This is a genomic window from Arthrobacter gallicola (assembly GCF_014836775.1).
GTDB lineage: Bacteria > Actinomycetota > Actinomycetes > Actinomycetales > Micrococcaceae > Arthrobacter_B > Arthrobacter_B gallicola.
On sequence record NZ_JACSQD010000002.1, the window covers coordinates 287,542 to 302,946 of the forward strand.

Sequence of the window (15,405 nt, forward strand, 5' to 3'; positions counted from 1 at the left end):
CAACGGCGGCGGGGCTGTGTAGCCTCGGGTGCACTGCGGCCGCAGCTGGCCCCGATCAAAGGAGATCGTCCATGCCCAACCTCGCCGGAATCCTGACCGAGACTGCCGCCCGTGCTCCCGGGAACACCGCCCTGCAGCTGGACGACACGGTGATCAGTTATCAGGTGCTGAACGCCATGAGCGCCAAGGTGGCCGGCCTGCTCCGCGCCCGCGGCGTGCAGCGCGGCGACCGCGTGGCACTGATGATGCCCAACATCCCTCCCATGGCGTCCGTCTATTACGGGGTTCTGCGCTACGGGGCCGTGGTGGTGCCGATGAATCCCCTGCTAAAGGCCCGCGAGGCCGCCTACACGCTGCAGGATTCCGGTGCCAGCCTGCTCTTCGCCTTCGAACTGATGCTTCCCGAAGCCGCTGCAGGTGCCGAGAAAGCCGGCGGCGTGGACGTGATCCCCGTCAACGCGGACAGCTTCCGGCAGCTGCTGGCCGACACCGAAGCGGACGACACCGTTGCGGAGGTCGACGGCGAGGACATCGCCGTCGTCCTCTACACCTCCGGCACCACCGGCCGGCCGAAGGGAGCCGCGCTGACCCATAACAATCTGCGCAGCAACGCCGAGGTTGCCAGGGACCTGCTGGGCATCACGGAAACGGACGTGATTTTCGGCGGGCTGCCCTTCTTCCACGTCTTCGGACAGACCGCCGCCCTCAATGCGGCCGTACTGGCGGGTGCCGCCATCAGCCTGCTCCCCCGGTTCGACGCCGGCCGGGCGCTGGAAATCATCGAGCGGGACGGGGTAACTCTCTTCGAGGGGGTGCCCACCATGTATATCGGCATGCTGCGCCACCCGGATGTGGCAACCCGGAACATCACTTCCCTGCGCGAGGCGATTACCGGCGGAGCAGCGATGCCGCTGGAAGTCCTGCGGGAGTTCGAAGAGGTGTTTGGCGCGGAGCTGCTGGAAGGCTACGGACTGTCTGAGACCTCCCCGATCGTGTCCTTCAACGTCCCCGGCGGGGAGCGCCGTCCCGGCTCCATCGGCAAACCCGTCTACGGGATGGAGGTGCGGATGCTCGACGACGCGGGCCACGACGTGCCGATCGGAGAGATCGGTGAACTGTCCGTCCGGGGCCTGGGCGTGATGAAGGAGTACTGGAATAATCCGGAGGCCACCGCGGCAGCCATCCCCGACGGCTGGTTCCGCACCGGGGACCTGGCCCGGTTCGATGAGGCCGGCAACATCTACATCGTGGACCGGAAAAAGGACATGATCCTGCGCGGCGGCTACAACGTGTATCCCCGCGAAGTGGAGGAAGTCCTGTACGAACACCCTGCCGTCGCGGAAGCCGCCGTCGTCGGAGTCTCCGATGAACTCAACGGCGAGGAAGTAGCTGCCGTGATCGGGCTCAAGTCCGGGTCCCTACCGGGCGGTGACGCCGCGCGCGAAGCGCTTGCCGCGGACATCCTGGCGTTCGCCAAGGACCGCCTGGCTGCTTATAAATACCCGCGCAGGATTATCTTCACCGATGAACTGCCCAAGGGTCCCACGGGCAAAATCCTCAAGCGCGAAATCCAGATCCAGCCGGTCCAGGGAGCCCAGCCGGTCCAGGGAGCCCAGCCGGTTCAGGGGGTCCAGCCGGTGCAGCCGACCGCCAGTGAAGCGCAGGCCGACCCGCTCGGAGCCTAGGACCGGGACCCGTTCAGCAGGACTCAGCGGCCCACCTTGCCCATGAGTCCTGCGACCGGACGCAGGAAGACCGGCCGGGCTGCCACCCATGCCACCACCATCACCACCAGCGAGGCAGCGAAGAACCAGAACCCGGTCCAACCGGTGCCATCCGTGGCCGCGTACATGTGGTTCAGGTTCCGCAGCGCGCCGGTGGTAAGCACCAGGGTGACGTGCACAATGATGAACAGGACGAAGAAGGCCATCACGGGAAAGTGCACTGCCCGTGCCGTTTCAATGCGGAGGAAACGGTTGATCCGCGCTTTCGCCGGCCAGGACGGGGACATCCGCAGGCCGGAGATGATTGCCAGCGGGGCGGCGATAAATACGACCGCGAAGTAGGAGAGCAGCTGCAGGCTGTTGTAGTTCACCCAGCCGTTTTCCAGGGGCCACTCCAGCGAGGCGTACTGCAGCGCCGTGGAAGCGGCGTTCGGGAAAACATCCCAGCTGGTGGGCACCAGCCGCATCCAGTGCCCGGTGGCGAAGATCAGCACATAGAAGATGAGACCGTTCAGGACCCAGAGCACATCCAGGCTGAGGTGGAACCACAGGTCCAGGCTGATTTTCTTCGGCTGGTTCCTGGTGCGGATCAGTCCCTTGTTGTTCCGGGTCCAGGAACCGATCGGCCGCTGCCGGGTCCGAATGAGCCAGCCGGACCGGATAATCAGCAGGATCAGCAGCGAGTTGAGGAAGTGCTGCCAGCCGACCCACGCCGGAATCCCGACCGGAGCGCCGTCGGGCAGTTCAGAGAACCCCGGGTACCGGGAAAGGAAATCCTGCAGCGCAGGGGTGTCCCGGAGCCAGCGGGCAGCCAGCACAACACCGGCGAGGATCAGCAGCGCCGCGGGCACCATCCAGGCCAGTTTCAGCCAGCGGGACCGTGGCGAGGTTCTGGCGGGGCTGGGACTCATATGGTGCCTGCTGTCGTCTGCACCCCGTTGCCGGAACCGGCGAATTCCGTCCGGACCTCCGGCAGCGCGCAAGGATCAGTCTTCACGGTTTCCCCCGTTGGTCGAGCCGCTTCATTGCCGGTGAGCCTACCGGAGATAGGCACTAGGAGCGCCGTTGTCCGGTTATTTGATCCGCGGCAGGCGCCTCGGCTTCCGCTCCGGTGTCAGGCAGGTCAGTGTGCTTGTCAGACCGGACCAGGACCAGTCCCGTAACGATCAGAACTCCACCCACCAGCTGGATGGTGCGCGGGAGTTCGGAGAGCAGCAGCCAGGCCCACAGCACGGCGAAGAGCACTTCGGTGAGGGAGACGAACGAGGCAATCCGGGGCCCGAGGGCACGTGCGGCGATGATGCCGGTGACGTAGGCCAGCACGGTGGAGAGCAGCACCAGGCCGATCAGCGGAACCCACCAGCGCGTGACCCAGCCGGCAAGTTCAACGTCGGCGGTGCTGAACCCGGTGGGCAGCAGCCCGGTCAGCCCAAGCAGCACCATGGTTCCGGCGCCCACCAGCAGTCCGCCGGTGGTCAGCACAAGCGGCGGCAGCGTGTCGTTTTGCTTGGCGGTGATGAAGAAGTACATCGCCAGGCAGACGGCGGCTGCCAGGCCCCAGGCGATGCCCAGCGGATCAACCCGCAGGTCACCCCCCAAGTCCAAGACCAGGACCAGGCCGACGACGGCGGCCGCGGCACCGAAGATGGTGGCGGTCCCGGGGCGGCGGCGGCTGCGGAACCAGATCCACAGCACCATCAGCACCGGCGCCAGGAATTCCAGCAGGAGGGCCACGCCGACGGAAAGGCGCTCCACGGCATTGAAGTAGAAGAACTGGCATCCAGCCACTCCCACCAGGCCGAAGAGCAGGATGGTTTTCCAGTTCTGCCGGACCTGGTACCAGCGGCCGTGAAGGGCTATGAGCGCCGGGACCAGCAGCACGGCGGCGGCACCGCCCATGCGGAAGCCGACGGCGGTCGCAGGCGTCCAGCCTGCCTCCATCAGCGACTTGGCGAATGATCCGGAGAGCCCGAAAACTGCGGAGGAGAGGAGCGCAATCAAAATGCCGGAGGCTCCCGCTGCCGCAGCGGGCGGCAGCGGGGAACCGGCGGACCTGGATTTTTCCATGACGGACCTTTCGCAGAAGAAAGGCCCGCCCCCATGGACAATCTCACGAGCCAGATGTCACGGGTAAAAACCCGGACTGGTAACGAGCTAAATGGGCCTATGCTAGTGACAGTAAGGTGGTCAATGTCAGGAGTCAAGATGGTATTCACTTATGACACCGAGGTGGCGCTGGCCAGTGCCGCGGCCCTAGTGAACACCGCCTCCGAGGAGCCGGATCCACTCGCCGGCGACGACGGGCTCACGCGCTTTCTGGACCAGGAGGGCTTCTCCGGTTCCCGGACCCATACGTCCGCCGAGCGGAAGGCAGTACTCCGGCTCCGCGGAACCCTGCGGGAGCTCTGGGCATCCGGTGAGGAAGAACTGGTTGAAGGCATCAACAGGCTTCTGCGGAACTCCAGGGCGCTGCCGCAGCTGGTCCGGCACGACGGATGGGACTGGCACCTGCACTGCACTCCCCCAGAGGCGGCCCTCGCGGACCGGATGGCGACGGAGGCAGCCATGGCCCTTGCCGACGTCGTACGTTCGCGGGAACTGGAGCGGCTGCGTGTCTGCGCGGCTTCTGACTGCAGTGATGTCCTCGTTGACCTCTCCCGCAACCGTTCGCGCAGATACTGCGGAACCGGAAACTGCGGCAACCGGGAAAACGTGCGCGCCTACCGCCGCCGGCGCTCTGTGTCCCCGACAGGCCCGCAGTAGCCTTACGAATTGCCAGACGGGAGTTTACCCGCTAGGCTCCGGGGCAGTTCCGGGACACCACTATGTCACCGGAATGCCAATTAAGTCTCGGATTCCCGGTGCGCGTTCTTTCCTGCGAAATGCCCGGGCAGCATGAGCGTGGCTCACGTCTGATGGGGGTATTCAATGAGGAGAACGTCACTAGTCCGGTCCGGCGCAGCGCGCGCCGTGGCCGTTACCGCGGCCCTGGTGGTCGGCGGCGCCTTGATCGGCGTGCCGGCCCAGGCCGCGCCGGGCGCCGGTGAGCCCAAGGAGCCGGCTGCGTCCCAGCCGGCTACGGCGGCCGGAGGAACCGGGGATCTGGCCGGCGCGCTCCCGCCCGGCCTGGCCGAGGCACTGCAGCGCGATCTAGGCATCACCGAGGAAGAGTTCCGGGCAGCCGGCGAGCTGGGCCAGCGCGCCGCCGCCGCCCTGCCGCGCCTCCAGGCCACGGAAGGCTTCGCCGGCCTGGCACTGGAAGACGCCGAAATCGTGATTTACGGATCGGGCACCGCCCTGGAAGCCCTGGCCGAAGAGCTGGACGCCCGGCTCGAGGCACCGGCGGCCAACGACAAGGCAACCGAAGCCGCCGATGACGAGTCATCTGACGACAAGACGGCGACGGACGCCGGCAGCACTCCTGCCGCTCCCGCTCCCTCCGAGACGGCGGCACCTGTTCCTTCGTCCGAGCCCGCAGCCGAAGAGTCCGCCGCAGAAGGAACCCAGGCAGACGCGGCAGCGACCCGCACCGCGACCGACCTCACTTCCCTGGCACGCGACTACATCGCTAACGTGGGCGTCGAGGGACTCCAGTCCATCAGCCTCGGCTCTGACGGCTTCACGATCAATGTCCAGAACCCGGAAGCTCCCGTCACCGCCTCAGCGCGGACGCTGCAGGATTCAGCTGCACCGACCACACCGAAGGAATTCGCCGACGAGTACACCAACGTCAAGGCTGAATCTTCCGGAAGCGGAGCCGGCGTCCCCCTGGAGGACGTCTATGGAGGCCAGGGATATGCCATAGACACCGGACAGGGCTTCTTTGCCTGCTCAGTCGGCTTCAACGGCTGGAACCCGGAGGGTGATCCGGCCGTGATTACGGCAGGACACTGCACCGGCGATGGTTCCCTCAAGGACACCTACCTGGCCCCGACGGATGGCACCAACGTTGTCACAACGGAACTGGGCACCTTCGGCACCTCGGTCTTCGGCGGACCGGGCAACACGCCCTCGAGCGTGGAAAATCCTAACATCGGCACCGACGTTGCCGTGATCGACGGCATCAACAAGGACCTGGACCTGCTGGCGGAAGTTACCCAGTGGGCACCCGGAGGACTGTCAGAGACCACCACGCGGATCACCGGCGTCGGCTCAGCCGTCGCCGGGCTGCCGGTCTGCCGTTCCGGGCTGACCACCGGCTGGAAGTGCGGGACGGTCGACAAGCTGGCGGTGTTCCTTGTCGGCGGTCACAAGATGGCTACCGATCCCAAGGATGTTCGTGCTGTCCTGGGCTTCGAATCCACTTTGAAGGCAATGGAGGGCGACTCCGGCGGACCGGTCATCTCCGGCAATACCGCTCTGGGGCTGGTCAGCAGCGGCATGGGCGCCCCGGATGGCGACGGCTTCTACAACACCGTAGGCGCCGCTGATCTGACATCAGCCCTCTCCGTGACCGGCGGCTACACCGTAGCCCTGCATGTCGAGGCACCGGCACTCAACGTCAAGAACGGCGACACGGTGGAAACCGATCAGGTGCTGACCGGCACCGCTCCGGCCGGCTCCACCGTGAAACTCACGGTCAACGGTGGCACGGCTGAAATCCCCGTAGCCGAAAACGGAACCTGGTCCATGAAGGTTCCGCGCACCGTCGCCGACGGCGCCACTGCCAAGATCACGGCCACAGCCGTCATCGGCTTCAACGAGTCGAAGACCACCACCTACAGCGTCACGGTAAAGCATTCCCCGCTGGCCGCTCCGGTCCTGACCAACCCCGCAGACGGTGCTTCAGTGGTGAACGAGCTCCGGACCCTTGAAGGAACTGCGGATCCCGAGGCGACCGTAACCCTGAAGGTCGCACCCGTGAGCGGAACAGAGGAAGCCGGCGAAGCACAGTCCCTGGCAGCAACCGATCCGCAGGTTGTGACCGCCGAGGTTAACGAGAACGGCACCTTCTCCGTCGAACTGGACGAGGCACTGTCCTTCGGGGCTTACACGGTGTCGGCCAGCCAGGAGGGAACTCCCGGTAAGGCTGCCTCCCCGGTGGCCACCACTTCCTTCAGCGTGATCTACCCGGCGCCGGCCATCACGTCGCTGCGCGACGGCGAGGTCTTCACCGAGGCCACGGCACCGGAGACCATCTCCGGAACCGGCGTCCCCGGAGCAACGCTGACGCTCACCGTCGGTGACGCTGACCCCGTCACCGAGGTGGATGAAGACGGCAACTGGACCGTGGAGCTGGGTACCTGGGCCGCCGGTGAATACCTTGTCACCGCCACCCAGGAACTCAACGGCGTCGGATCCGCAGCGGCAACCGCCACGATCCAGGTCACGGAACTTCAGGTGGCTGGCGTAGCCAACCCGAAGCCGTCCGGCAAGCTTCCCAGCACGGGAGTGAGCGGCACCACCGCACTGCTCTCAGCCGCAGGCATCCTGCTTCTGGGCGGCGCAGCGGGCGTAGGCATCAGCCGCCGCCGCCGCAGCAGCACCCGCTAGCCCGCTAGCGGGCTGACGGAACGGTCCGGGATCCGCCTTAGCGCGGAACCCGGACCGTTTTGGTCTGGCATGATCCCCCGCGGAGACCAATACTGGGAAGGCCCTCCGGGTCAGGACTGAAAGGATGAGGTTCGATGCAGTCAGTACGGTTCGATTCCATAGTCGGTTCACAGTCCACAGCCGGTTCGCAGTCTGCGGTCCGTCCGAATTCCGCAGTCCGCCCACTGTCCACAACGGCACCCCTGGCGCGGGCACTGGCCATGGGCGCCCTCCTGCTGCTGCCGCTGGCCGGCTGCGGTCCTGCACCGGAGCCGGTCTCCACTGAGGCAGGAGCTGACGCCACGTCTTCAGCGCAACCTGCAGCTGTCGGCGAGTCGACCGCCCCGGAACCCGAAACACCTTCCGGCGGGGCACCAGAATCACATACGGAGAACGGCATGCCTGACCTGGCAGAAACCATCACGGCCCTCAGACAGTCCCTCGGCCCGGCTTATACCGATGCCTGGGTCGTAGACGGCACGCTGCACGTGGCGGTCACGGATCCGTCCTTCTTTGAGGCTATCCGAGCCGCCGGAGCCGTCCCGGTGCAGGCAGCATTTTCCGCAGCGGAGCTGCAGGAAGCGGTTCGCCTTGTCCACGACACCGGAGCTGCGGCAGGGACGGAGTTCCACAGCCTGAGTTTTAGCGGTCAAACCGGCATCACCGCCCACGTACCCGCAGATCAGGTGGAGCACCTGCGCGCTGCCCTCGCAGCCGCAGCACTTCCCGGCAATGTGCCGGTAGCGGTAGCGGTGTCCTCCGGAGTGGCAACGCCGCTGGACTCAAACGGCTCCTGACCGCCCGGTTTCATCCGTACCGGGGCGCACCGTGGCACCTGCGCTCCTAGACTGATTGGGTCAAGCAGTCCGGCATCCGCCTGTCTCCAGGAGCTCGTATGGAGCAGAAACTGCGTTCCACCCTGTCCCCACGCACCGCCTGGATCCTGATCGGTGTCTGCGTCATCTTCTGGATCATCTCAGCGTTCGGGCTGCTGCAGCTGCCCACATCTGCTCCGTCGCTGCTGACATTCTTCTGGCTGTACCTGAACGCGCTGGCGGCCCTGACCAGTGCCGTGGCCGTGGCGGCCGCGGTGGCTGCGCTGGTGCTGCACCGCCGGGCAGCGCTGGCCCTGGAACCGGAGCGGCCCGGTGGCGGGCCCTCGTCCGCCCCGGACGACGGCGGGGAAACTGACGGGGAGGAAACTGACCTGTTCCGGCTCCTGGACGAAAACCCGGAACCGGAAAAGACCACCCGGCCAGCGCGAAAAAAGCGCAAGCGGGGCTAGCTGCGCCAGGATTTGGGCCCCGGGAAAGCGGGCCGCTCCAGGCCTGGAAGCGCTGTGAGCCTAGGCCTTGCCGGCTGGGCCTTCGGTGGAATCGGATGCTGCAGGCGGTGCCGCCCGAGTGTTTTCGGGAGCCTTTTTGGCACCGGGCGCTCCGACGCTTCCGGCACCGCCGGGGATTTTTGCGGAGGCGCGGTGGACGCCGGAACCTTCACCGATATGGTCCGGGTTGGGCTTCTCAGTCATCAGCAGCAACGAGGAGATCAGCAGCGAGGCGATAAACGCGATGCCCGCTGCGGTGAGGCCCAGATCGACCCGCAGCTCCTTGGTTGCTCCGCCGGTGGCGAAGATCATGGTGGCGATGCCGGCAATAACGGCCAGAACTGCGGAGAAAACCAGCGGGGCTTTCACGGAATTCCGTTTCTGCGGCCCACCGGGCTGGCTCTTCGCCACTATCTGTCCTCCTGCGTTGTCGATTGGGCGGTCTTCTACCTCAGGTAGAAGCCGCGGTCAGTTCTAGTTTACGGCCTTCGAGGCTTCCATGCTGTCCCGGCTCAGACTCGCGTCATGACGCAGCCCCAGACCGGAGATCGCGAGGATCACTGCGGTAATGACGGCGGCTCCCCCACTGACACCGAGCAGGGCCTGGGCATGGCTGCCATCCGGCAGGGCAAGGAATACCGGCAGCAGCACGCCGGCACCAATGCCAACCACTCCGGTAATCAGCCAGTCACGGGCCGGAACGAACAGCTTCCGGGCGCGGAACCAGAGCACAAGCTCAACGACTCCTCCGAAGACCAGCGCCGCGCCGGCTGCATACGCAAAGACCTGCACCGACTGAACAACAGCCACAAGAACGCCAACCACTGCGTAGACAGCGGCCGCGGCAAGCAGGGCGGCCGGAACCAGTGCAACTCCACACGTCTTCGCCAGGGCGGACATCCGCCAGACGCTGACTCCGGTGAGCACCAGGTAGATTCCGCCTGCAACAGCCAAAACCGCCACGGTGGGTTCCTGCCAGAAAATGGTCACCGCGCCGTAGACCGCCGCTATGGCGGAACGCAGCAGAATAGGGACCCAAGGTGCCTTGGGGTGGGATACGCCCACGGTTGGCCTCCGCTTTCAGGTTGCTTGGCGGCCGGTCTGGCCGATCCTTAGCTTAGTCCTTCCGCTTCCCCGGTGCCGCACCGGTGCGCATCCAGGCGTCACCGCGGGCCCGCCAGGCGAGGGTTATGGCCCGCGCTGACATGTAGCCGAGCCCAAAAGCGGCCCACAGCCAGGCGATTCCTGTCCCGCCTTCGAGTCCGGAAACGTGGACCCACCACAGCAGCGGCAGATAGGCCAGCAGGTTCACGACGCCGGTGAGGGCCAGATATTTCGCGTCCCCGGCCCCGATCAGCACTCCGTCCAGCACAAAGACCAGACCGCAGACCGGCTGTGCAGCGGCCAGGACCCACAACCCGGCCGTGAGCGCCTGCTGCACACCGGCGTCAGGAGTGAAGATCCAGCCCACAAACGGTGCCGCCACGGCCAGCAGCGCTCCGGTGATCACACCGAAGCCAATGCCCCACCGGGACATGGTCCGGGTCAGTTCGCGGACCGTCCGCCGGTTCCCGGCGCCCAGTTCCTTGCCAATCATCGCCTGCGCGGCGATCGCGAGCGCATCCAGCGCGAACGCCAGGAAGGTAAAGAAGGTCATGACCAGCTGATGAGCGGCCAGGGACACCGGGCCCTGGGACGTGGCGACGAAAACGGCGGCAAGCACCGCGATCCGCAGGCTCAGGGTGCGCAGCATCAACCAGGACCCGACGTGCAGACTGGCGAGGATGCCGGAGGCAGCCGGACGCAGCGGCACCCCTTCCCGCCGTGCCATCCGCGCAACCATGATCAGGTAGACCGCCGCCATGCCCCACTGGCTCAGACTGGTTCCCAGCGCCGCGCCGGCGACCGAAAGGTCCAGTCCGTACACCAGGGCGAAGTTCAGGCCAATGTTGACGCTGAAACCTGCCACCGCGACAACCAGCGGCGTCCTGGTGTCCTGGAGTCCGCGCAGCACGCCGGTGGCGGCCAGCACCACCAGCATCGCGGTCAGCCCCGGTGCCGACCAGCGCAGGTAGTCCACGGCGTAACGCTGCACTTCCCCTTCCGCGCCCATCACGCCGGTCAGCCAGGGGGCCAGGAGGATGGCTGCAGCGGAGAGCACGATGCCCAGCAGGACTGCCAGGGCGATGCCGTCGCGGCCGGCTGCCACTGCCTCGCGGTGCCGGTTTCCGCCCAGGTAGCGGGCCACGGTGCCGGTGGTGGAATAGGCCAGGAACACCATCAGCCCGACGGCGGTCTGCAGGACCGTGGAGGCCAGGCCCACACCGGCGAGCTGGTCAACGCCCAGGTGCCCCACGATCGCAGCATCGGCAAGCAGGAACAGCGGTTCGGCGATCAGCGCCCCGAGGGCAGGCAGGGCCAGGGCAAGGATCTGCCGGCCGAGGCCGCGGTTCGCCGCGGGAGTCCTGGTTTTCACTCCTCTAGCGTACGGCGGGTCGGACACGGGCTGCCGGCACACACCGCCGGCCGGTACGGCCGCCTACGTGGGTCAGGAAAGCGTTCCTGACCTCATTTACCTGCCGGCCCCGGCTCCCCGCCCCGAATCCCGGCTCGCCGGATCCACAGAGCCGGCGAGCACAGCGAGTTCGCGCCGCAGGTTTGCCCGCGCCGCTGTTCCCCACAACTCCTCGCCCCGGTCGGTGAAAAACAGCCGGCTGCGGCCCAGCAGTGTGTCGAGGACCGCGCTGCGGCCGGCGCGGAAGGTCTCATCGTCCAGGTGCCGGTATTCCAGCCGCACGTCCGCGGCATACCTGTCATACCCCAGGGCGTCCCGGCCCAGTACGGCCAGGTCCGCGTCGACGAGCAGTGCGCCGCTGATATCCCCGGGCTCCGGGTTGTGCCCGGCCGTCAACCGGACCAGCCGGGCAGCTTCGGCTGTCTCCGCCCGGCCGACGCCGGCAGCCGGCAGCAGCTCCTCCGAGAGGACCGCGGAGGCCTCCTCATCCGCCCCGGGGACGCCGTCGTACACCGCGTCATGGAACCAGGCCGCCAGCAGCACCGTCCGGTCCCCGCAGCCCAGGCGGTGCAGGGCTTCCAGGGCCTGGAGCAGGTGGCGGCGGTCGTGATAGTGGCGGTGCGGCTCGCCCCAGCGGTTCAACAGCTCCGCGCCCAGCTCCGGGGCTCCCGGCAGCGCCGTCTCCCAGCGGCCGCGCAGCGGGTGCACGAGCGACGCTGCGCGCTCACGTGCCGGAATCCGGAGTCCGCCGCGGATCAGGGCCCGGACCAGCGTCCCGCCGTCAACCGCCGCAGCTCCGGCCTGGACCAGGTCCCTGTACCGGTGCGCCGGAACGTCATAGTGGTCCTGGTCAAAAGCCCGGCGGGGAATTCCGGCAGTTTCGGCGAAGGAGTGCAGTTCTTCCAGCGAGGTGTCGGACACCAGGTGGGAAAAATGGGTGTTGTGGGCTGGCCACAGGGGCGGGTCGATGAAGATCACGCGGACTCGGAGGGCCGGGGTGCAGGTGCAGGAACCATTCCTCCATCCTTAGCCCACCCGGTCCGCAATTTCCATCCGGCCGGCTGCCTTCGGGCAATCGTCCGCGGCTCCATTGGGACAAATTCTCCTGCCGAAGGCACCACCCGCAGGAGAATTCCTCCGCGGGACGGGCAGCCCATCCCGCGGAGTGTTCCACTGTCCCTCCCTCTGTCCGGCTAGTGTCCGGCGGACTCCGTTGACGCGCCCCCGTGGACAATCCGCGCGGTCTCATCCTCCGCCGGTTCGGACAGATAGCGCTCGAGTGAGTCGTCAAGCTCGCTCAGCCACGGCGTGTGGTGGACCACGGATTCGGTGCCGGTCATCACCGAGGTGTGGACGCCGTCGCGGTAGGTGAGGATGTTTTCCTTCTTGTCCTGCTTCCAGGCGAGGAACACGTCAACAACACGGTCCAGATCGAACTCCGGATAGTCGGTCGCTCCCACCAGGTCTCTGATGTAGTCCGCCTGGAACCGCACCTCGTCTGCGGAGCTGCCGATGGCCCGGAACCGGGCCTGCCATTCACCCTGGTGCTGCAGGCGCTCCGCCGCGGACGGCAGCTCAGCAGCACCGAGGATGAGGTCCCGGACGTACCAGGCCTGCGCATCGAACATATTAAAGGTGAACCACTGGTCCTGGGCGCCGAGGTAGTAAAGATGCGGGTTCTGCTCCCACACCACACCCCGGTACAGGCGTTCGGGATAGACGTTGTTCGGGGAGTCCAACGCAAGGTCGGCGGGCAGGAACGGATACTTGTGCAGGTAGCCGGTGCACAGGATCACGGCATCGAAGCGGCGCGTCTGGCCGTTGGAGAACCGCACGGTTTCGCCCTCGAAACGCTCCAGCAGCGGCAGTTCCTCCATACCGTCCGGCCAGTCCAAACCCATTGGAGCCGTCCGGTAACTCATCGTGACTGACTTCGCGCCCATCTTGAACGCCTGCACACCGATGTCCTCGGCGGAGTAACTGGCGCCAACCAACAAGACGTCCTTGCCTGCGAGCGCCTCCGCGCCGCGGAAATCGTGGGCGTGGCGCAGCGATCCGGGGAAGGTTTCGATGCCGTCAAAGTCGGGCACGTTCGGGACGGAGAAGTGCCCGGTGGCCACGACAACGCGGTCGAAGCGCTCCGTCGTCGTCGTTTTGGCCCGAAGATCCTCGACCGTGACTTCGAAGCCGCCGTCAACTTCCTTCACCCAGCGCACGGCGTGTGCGAAGCGCACCCACTTGCGGACGTCCGTTTTGCTGACCCGGCCGTTGATGTAGTCCCAGAGGACCGCCCGCGGCGGGTAGGACGAGATGGGGCGGCCGAAGTGCTCGTCAAAGGTGTAATCGGCGAATTCGAGAGCTTCCTTCGGACCGTTGGACCACAGGTTGCGGTACATGCTGGAGTGGACGGGTTCACCGTAGCCATCCATCCCCGTGCGCCAGCTGTAGTTCCACTGGCCTCCCCAGTCATCCTGCTTTTCAAAGCAGACAATTTCGGGTATTTCCAGGCCCCCGCGGGCCGCCGACTCAAATGCTCTGAGCTGGGCCATGCCGCTGGGGCCGGCTCCGATAATGGCAATTCGTGCAGTCAAGGCTGCCTTTCCGGCCTTCCGGCCTCGTGTCACACGGCGCGGAGGCGTCCCGTGGGCCGCCTCAACATGCCGCTTCGTATAACCGGGAGCACCCGCCGCGTGGCAGGTGCTCCCGGGGGCGCCAAAGGGGGCGCCCATCCGGGTCATCTTATCTGTTGGGCTCTTCCGGCCCCCGGGCCAGGACGGATCCTGTACCGTCTGCGGCGCCCCACCGGCACCCTCCGGGCGGTTCCGCTGCCGCCTACCCCTTGTCCGCCAGCCAAGCTGAATGGTCCAATGATGGCCATGACGCAGACAGAGGACACTGTCCTGGCCATCGGAACGCGCAAAGGCCTCTGGCTGGCGCGCAGCACCGACCGTGCGGACTGGACGCTCAGCGGACCGCATTTCCTGATGAACGAGGTTGCCAGCGTTGCCCTGGACACCCGTTCCTCACCGCCGCGGATCCTGGCCGGCCTGCTCTCCTCCCATTGGGGACCCACGGTGGTGATCTCCGATGACCTTGGCGCGAGCTGGTCAGAGCCGGAAGAGGGAGCCATCGCCTTTCCTGCCGCCGCCGGGGAGTCGCTGGGGCGGATTTGGCAGCTGCAGCCGGACTCTGCGGACCGGCCGGGAGTCGTCTGGGCCGGGTGCGAACCGATTTCAGTGTGGAAATCGACCGACGGCGGAAGCCGTTTCGAGCTGAACCAGGGCTTGTGGGACCACCCACACCGTGCGGAGTGGGGCGCGGGCTACGGTGGAGCGGCTGCGCATACGGTGCTGCCGAGTCCCGTGGATGACACGGTGCATGTGGCCATCAGCTCCGGCGGTGTCTACCGGTCCGACGACGGCGGCCAGAGCTGGCAGGCGCGCAACCAGGGCATTTCCGCGTATTTCCTGCCGGATCCGAACCCGGAGTTTGGCCAGTGCGTGCACAAGGTGGCGCGCGACGCCGAACTGCCGGACCGGCTTTACGCGCAGAACCATCACGGCGTATACCGCTCGGATGACTCAGGCGAGACCTGGACCTCGATCGCCGACGGGCTGCCTGCCGACTTCGGGTTCGTGATGCTCTCGCATCCGCGCAGCGGCGGAACCATCTGGACTATTCCGCTGGTGGCAGACGGTGAACGGATACCTCCGGACGGGCGTCTGGCGGTCTACCGCAGCACAGATGCCGGGGACTCCTGGACCCGTCAGGACGCCGGGTTGCCGGAGGCGGAGTACAACGCCATCCTCCGTGATGCAGCGGCCGTGGACACGGGCGACCCGGTGGGTGTCTATTTCGGTACCCGGGCAGGTGACGTCTACGCCAGCTCGGACGAAGGCGGCAGCTTCACCCTGGTGGCCTCCAATCTTCCCGATGTCCTGTGTGTCCGTGCGGCTTCCGTTCCCGGGTCAATGGGCCCATGACTGCGGGTGAAGTCAGGGTCCTGCTGCCGGAGATCCTGGCAGCCACGGCGGACGGCCAGCGCGAGCTCACCCTCCCCGGGTCGGAGGGATTGACCGTTCGATCACTGCTCACCGCCATCGGGGCCCGGTATCCCGTGCTGGAACGGCGGATCCGGGACGAGACCGGGACAGTCCGGCGGTATGTGAATATCTACATCGACGGACAGGACATCCGCGGCCTAAACCGGCAGGACAGCGTGGTTGGCGCCGGTGCCGAGGTGATGGTCCTGCAGTCCATTGCGGGCGGATAGGGGCGTTTAACGCAGGAATGGCTGGACTCCCGAAGGA

Annotated in this window: 14 protein-coding genes; 7 read left to right on the forward strand and 7 right to left on the reverse strand. The window is 66.5% G+C overall.

Annotated features, from left to right (window positions below):
• The first annotated feature begins 71 nt into the window (after positions 1 to 71).
• Positions 72 to 1,685, forward strand: a complete 1,614-nt coding sequence (locus tag H9639_RS05720) for a long-chain-fatty-acid--CoA ligase (protein WP_191807161.1) — start codon at positions 72 to 74, stop codon at positions 1,683 to 1,685.
• Positions 1,686 to 1,708: 23 nt separating this feature from the next.
• Here H9639_RS05720 and H9639_RS05725 read toward each other — a convergent pair whose 3' ends face one another.
• Together H9639_RS05725 and H9639_RS05730 are read right to left on the reverse strand one after the other, a co-directional pair.
• Positions 1,709 to 2,635 (reverse strand): cytochrome b/b6 domain-containing protein, encoded by a 927-nt coding sequence (locus H9639_RS05725; protein WP_191807162.1) that lies wholly within the window; start codon positions 2,633 to 2,635, stop codon positions 1,709 to 1,711.
• A gap of 142 nt (positions 2,636 to 2,777) precedes the next feature.
• Entirely contained in the window at positions 2,778 to 3,791 is a 1,014-nt protein-coding gene (locus H9639_RS05730; RefSeq protein WP_191807163.1) for an EamA family transporter, read from the reverse strand.
• 138 nt (positions 3,792 to 3,929) lie between these two features.
• On the opposite strand from H9639_RS05730, the gene H9639_RS05735 reads away from it, so the two are divergent.
• The 4 genes from H9639_RS05735 (at position 3,930) to H9639_RS05750 (ending at position 8,541) form a co-directional block, all read left to right on the forward strand.
• On the forward strand, positions 3,930 to 4,487 hold the full coding sequence (locus tag H9639_RS05735; protein ID WP_191807164.1) for a CGNR zinc finger domain-containing protein: 558 nt from the start codon (positions 3,930 to 3,932) through the stop codon (positions 4,485 to 4,487).
• A gap of 165 nt (positions 4,488 to 4,652) precedes the next feature.
• Entirely contained in the window at positions 4,653 to 7,217 is a 2,565-nt protein-coding gene (locus H9639_RS05740; protein WP_191807165.1) for a S1 family peptidase, read from the forward strand.
• Positions 7,218 to 7,351: 134 nt separating this feature from the next.
• Positions 7,352 to 8,053 (forward strand): hypothetical protein, encoded by a 702-nt coding sequence (locus H9639_RS05745; protein ID WP_191807166.1) that lies wholly within the window; start codon positions 7,352 to 7,354, stop codon positions 8,051 to 8,053.
• A gap of 98 nt (positions 8,054 to 8,151) precedes the next feature.
• A complete protein-coding gene (locus H9639_RS05750; protein ID WP_191807167.1) occupies positions 8,152 to 8,541 on the forward strand; it encodes a hypothetical protein in 390 nt (129 codons plus the stop codon).
• 60 nt (positions 8,542 to 8,601) lie between these two features.
• Here H9639_RS05750 and H9639_RS05755 read toward each other — a convergent pair whose 3' ends face one another.
• The 5 genes from H9639_RS05755 to H9639_RS05775 all read right to left on the reverse strand — a co-directional run bounded on the left by H9639_RS05755 (position 8,602) and on the right by H9639_RS05775 (position 13,644).
• Entirely contained in the window at positions 8,602 to 8,949 is a 348-nt protein-coding gene (locus H9639_RS05755) for a hypothetical protein (RefSeq protein WP_191807168.1), read from the reverse strand.
• A gap of 105 nt (positions 8,950 to 9,054) precedes the next feature.
• The gene (locus H9639_RS05760; protein ID WP_191807169.1) at positions 9,055 to 9,645 is read right to left on the reverse strand and encodes a hypothetical protein; all 591 of its coding nucleotides are present in this window, start codon (positions 9,643 to 9,645) and stop codon (positions 9,055 to 9,057) included.
• 52 nt (positions 9,646 to 9,697) lie between these two features.
• Positions 9,698 to 11,056 carry an MATE family efflux transporter gene (locus tag H9639_RS05765; protein WP_318241995.1) on the reverse strand — a complete coding sequence of 453 codons (1,359 nt, stop codon included), beginning with the start codon at positions 11,054 to 11,056 and terminating at the stop codon, positions 9,698 to 9,700.
• A gap of 96 nt (positions 11,057 to 11,152) precedes the next feature.
• Positions 11,153 to 12,073: a DUF4031 domain-containing protein gene (locus H9639_RS05770; RefSeq protein ID WP_191807170.1), complete on the reverse strand. Its 921-nt coding sequence runs from the start codon at positions 12,071 to 12,073 to the stop codon at positions 11,153 to 11,155.
• 215 nt (positions 12,074 to 12,288) lie between these two features.
• Complete coding sequence (locus H9639_RS05775) at positions 12,289 to 13,644, reverse strand: NAD(P)-binding domain-containing protein (protein WP_404799733.1); 1,356 nt, start codon at positions 13,642 to 13,644, stop codon at positions 12,289 to 12,291.
• Between the two features lie 318 nt (positions 13,645 to 13,962).
• Here H9639_RS05775 and H9639_RS05780 point away from each other — a divergent pair, with 318 nt between their 5' ends.
• Together H9639_RS05780 and H9639_RS05785 are read left to right on the forward strand one after the other, a co-directional pair.
• Positions 13,963 to 15,078 (forward strand): WD40/YVTN/BNR-like repeat-containing protein, encoded by a 1,116-nt coding sequence (locus H9639_RS05780; RefSeq protein WP_225219249.1) that lies wholly within the window; start codon positions 13,963 to 13,965, stop codon positions 15,076 to 15,078.
• The gene (locus H9639_RS05785) at positions 15,075 to 15,368 is read left to right on the forward strand and encodes a MoaD/ThiS family protein (protein WP_191807173.1); all 294 of its coding nucleotides are present in this window, start codon (positions 15,075 to 15,077) and stop codon (positions 15,366 to 15,368) included. The genes H9639_RS05780 and H9639_RS05785 overlap by 4 nt, the downstream gene beginning before the upstream one ends.
• The last annotated feature ends 37 nt before the right edge of the window (positions 15,369 to 15,405 follow it).

What these genes read in the sequence shown, in the direction of transcription:
- H9639_RS05780 (WP_225219249.1), top strand. Translation starts at nt 13,963, where the DNA reads ATGATGGCCATGACGCAGACAGAGGACACTGTCCTGGCCATCGGAACG.
- H9639_RS05775 (WP_404799733.1), bottom strand. Translation starts at nt 13,644, where the DNA reads ATGGCCCAGCTCAGAGCATTTGAGTCGGCGGCCCGCGGGGGCCTGGAA.
- H9639_RS05730 (WP_191807163.1), bottom strand. Translation starts at nt 3,791, where the DNA reads ATGGAAAAATCCAGGTCCGCCGGTTCCCCGCTGCCGCCCGCTGCGGCA.
- H9639_RS05740 (WP_191807165.1), top strand. Translation starts at nt 4,653, where the DNA reads ATGAGGAGAACGTCACTAGTCCGGTCCGGCGCAGCGCGCGCCGTGGCC.
- H9639_RS05720 (WP_191807161.1), top strand. Translation starts at nt 72, where the DNA reads ATGCCCAACCTCGCCGGAATCCTGACCGAGACTGCCGCCCGTGCTCCC.
- H9639_RS05735 (WP_191807164.1), top strand. Translation starts at nt 3,930, where the DNA reads ATGGTATTCACTTATGACACCGAGGTGGCGCTGGCCAGTGCCGCGGCC.
- H9639_RS05745 (WP_191807166.1), top strand. Translation starts at nt 7,352, where the DNA reads ATGCAGTCAGTACGGTTCGATTCCATAGTCGGTTCACAGTCCACAGCC.
- H9639_RS05725 (WP_191807162.1), bottom strand. Translation starts at nt 2,635, where the DNA reads ATGAGTCCCAGCCCCGCCAGAACCTCGCCACGGTCCCGCTGGCTGAAA.
- H9639_RS05750 (WP_191807167.1), top strand. Translation starts at nt 8,152, where the DNA reads ATGGAGCAGAAACTGCGTTCCACCCTGTCCCCACGCACCGCCTGGATC.
- H9639_RS05785 (WP_191807173.1), top strand. Translation starts at nt 15,075, where the DNA reads ATGACTGCGGGTGAAGTCAGGGTCCTGCTGCCGGAGATCCTGGCAGCC.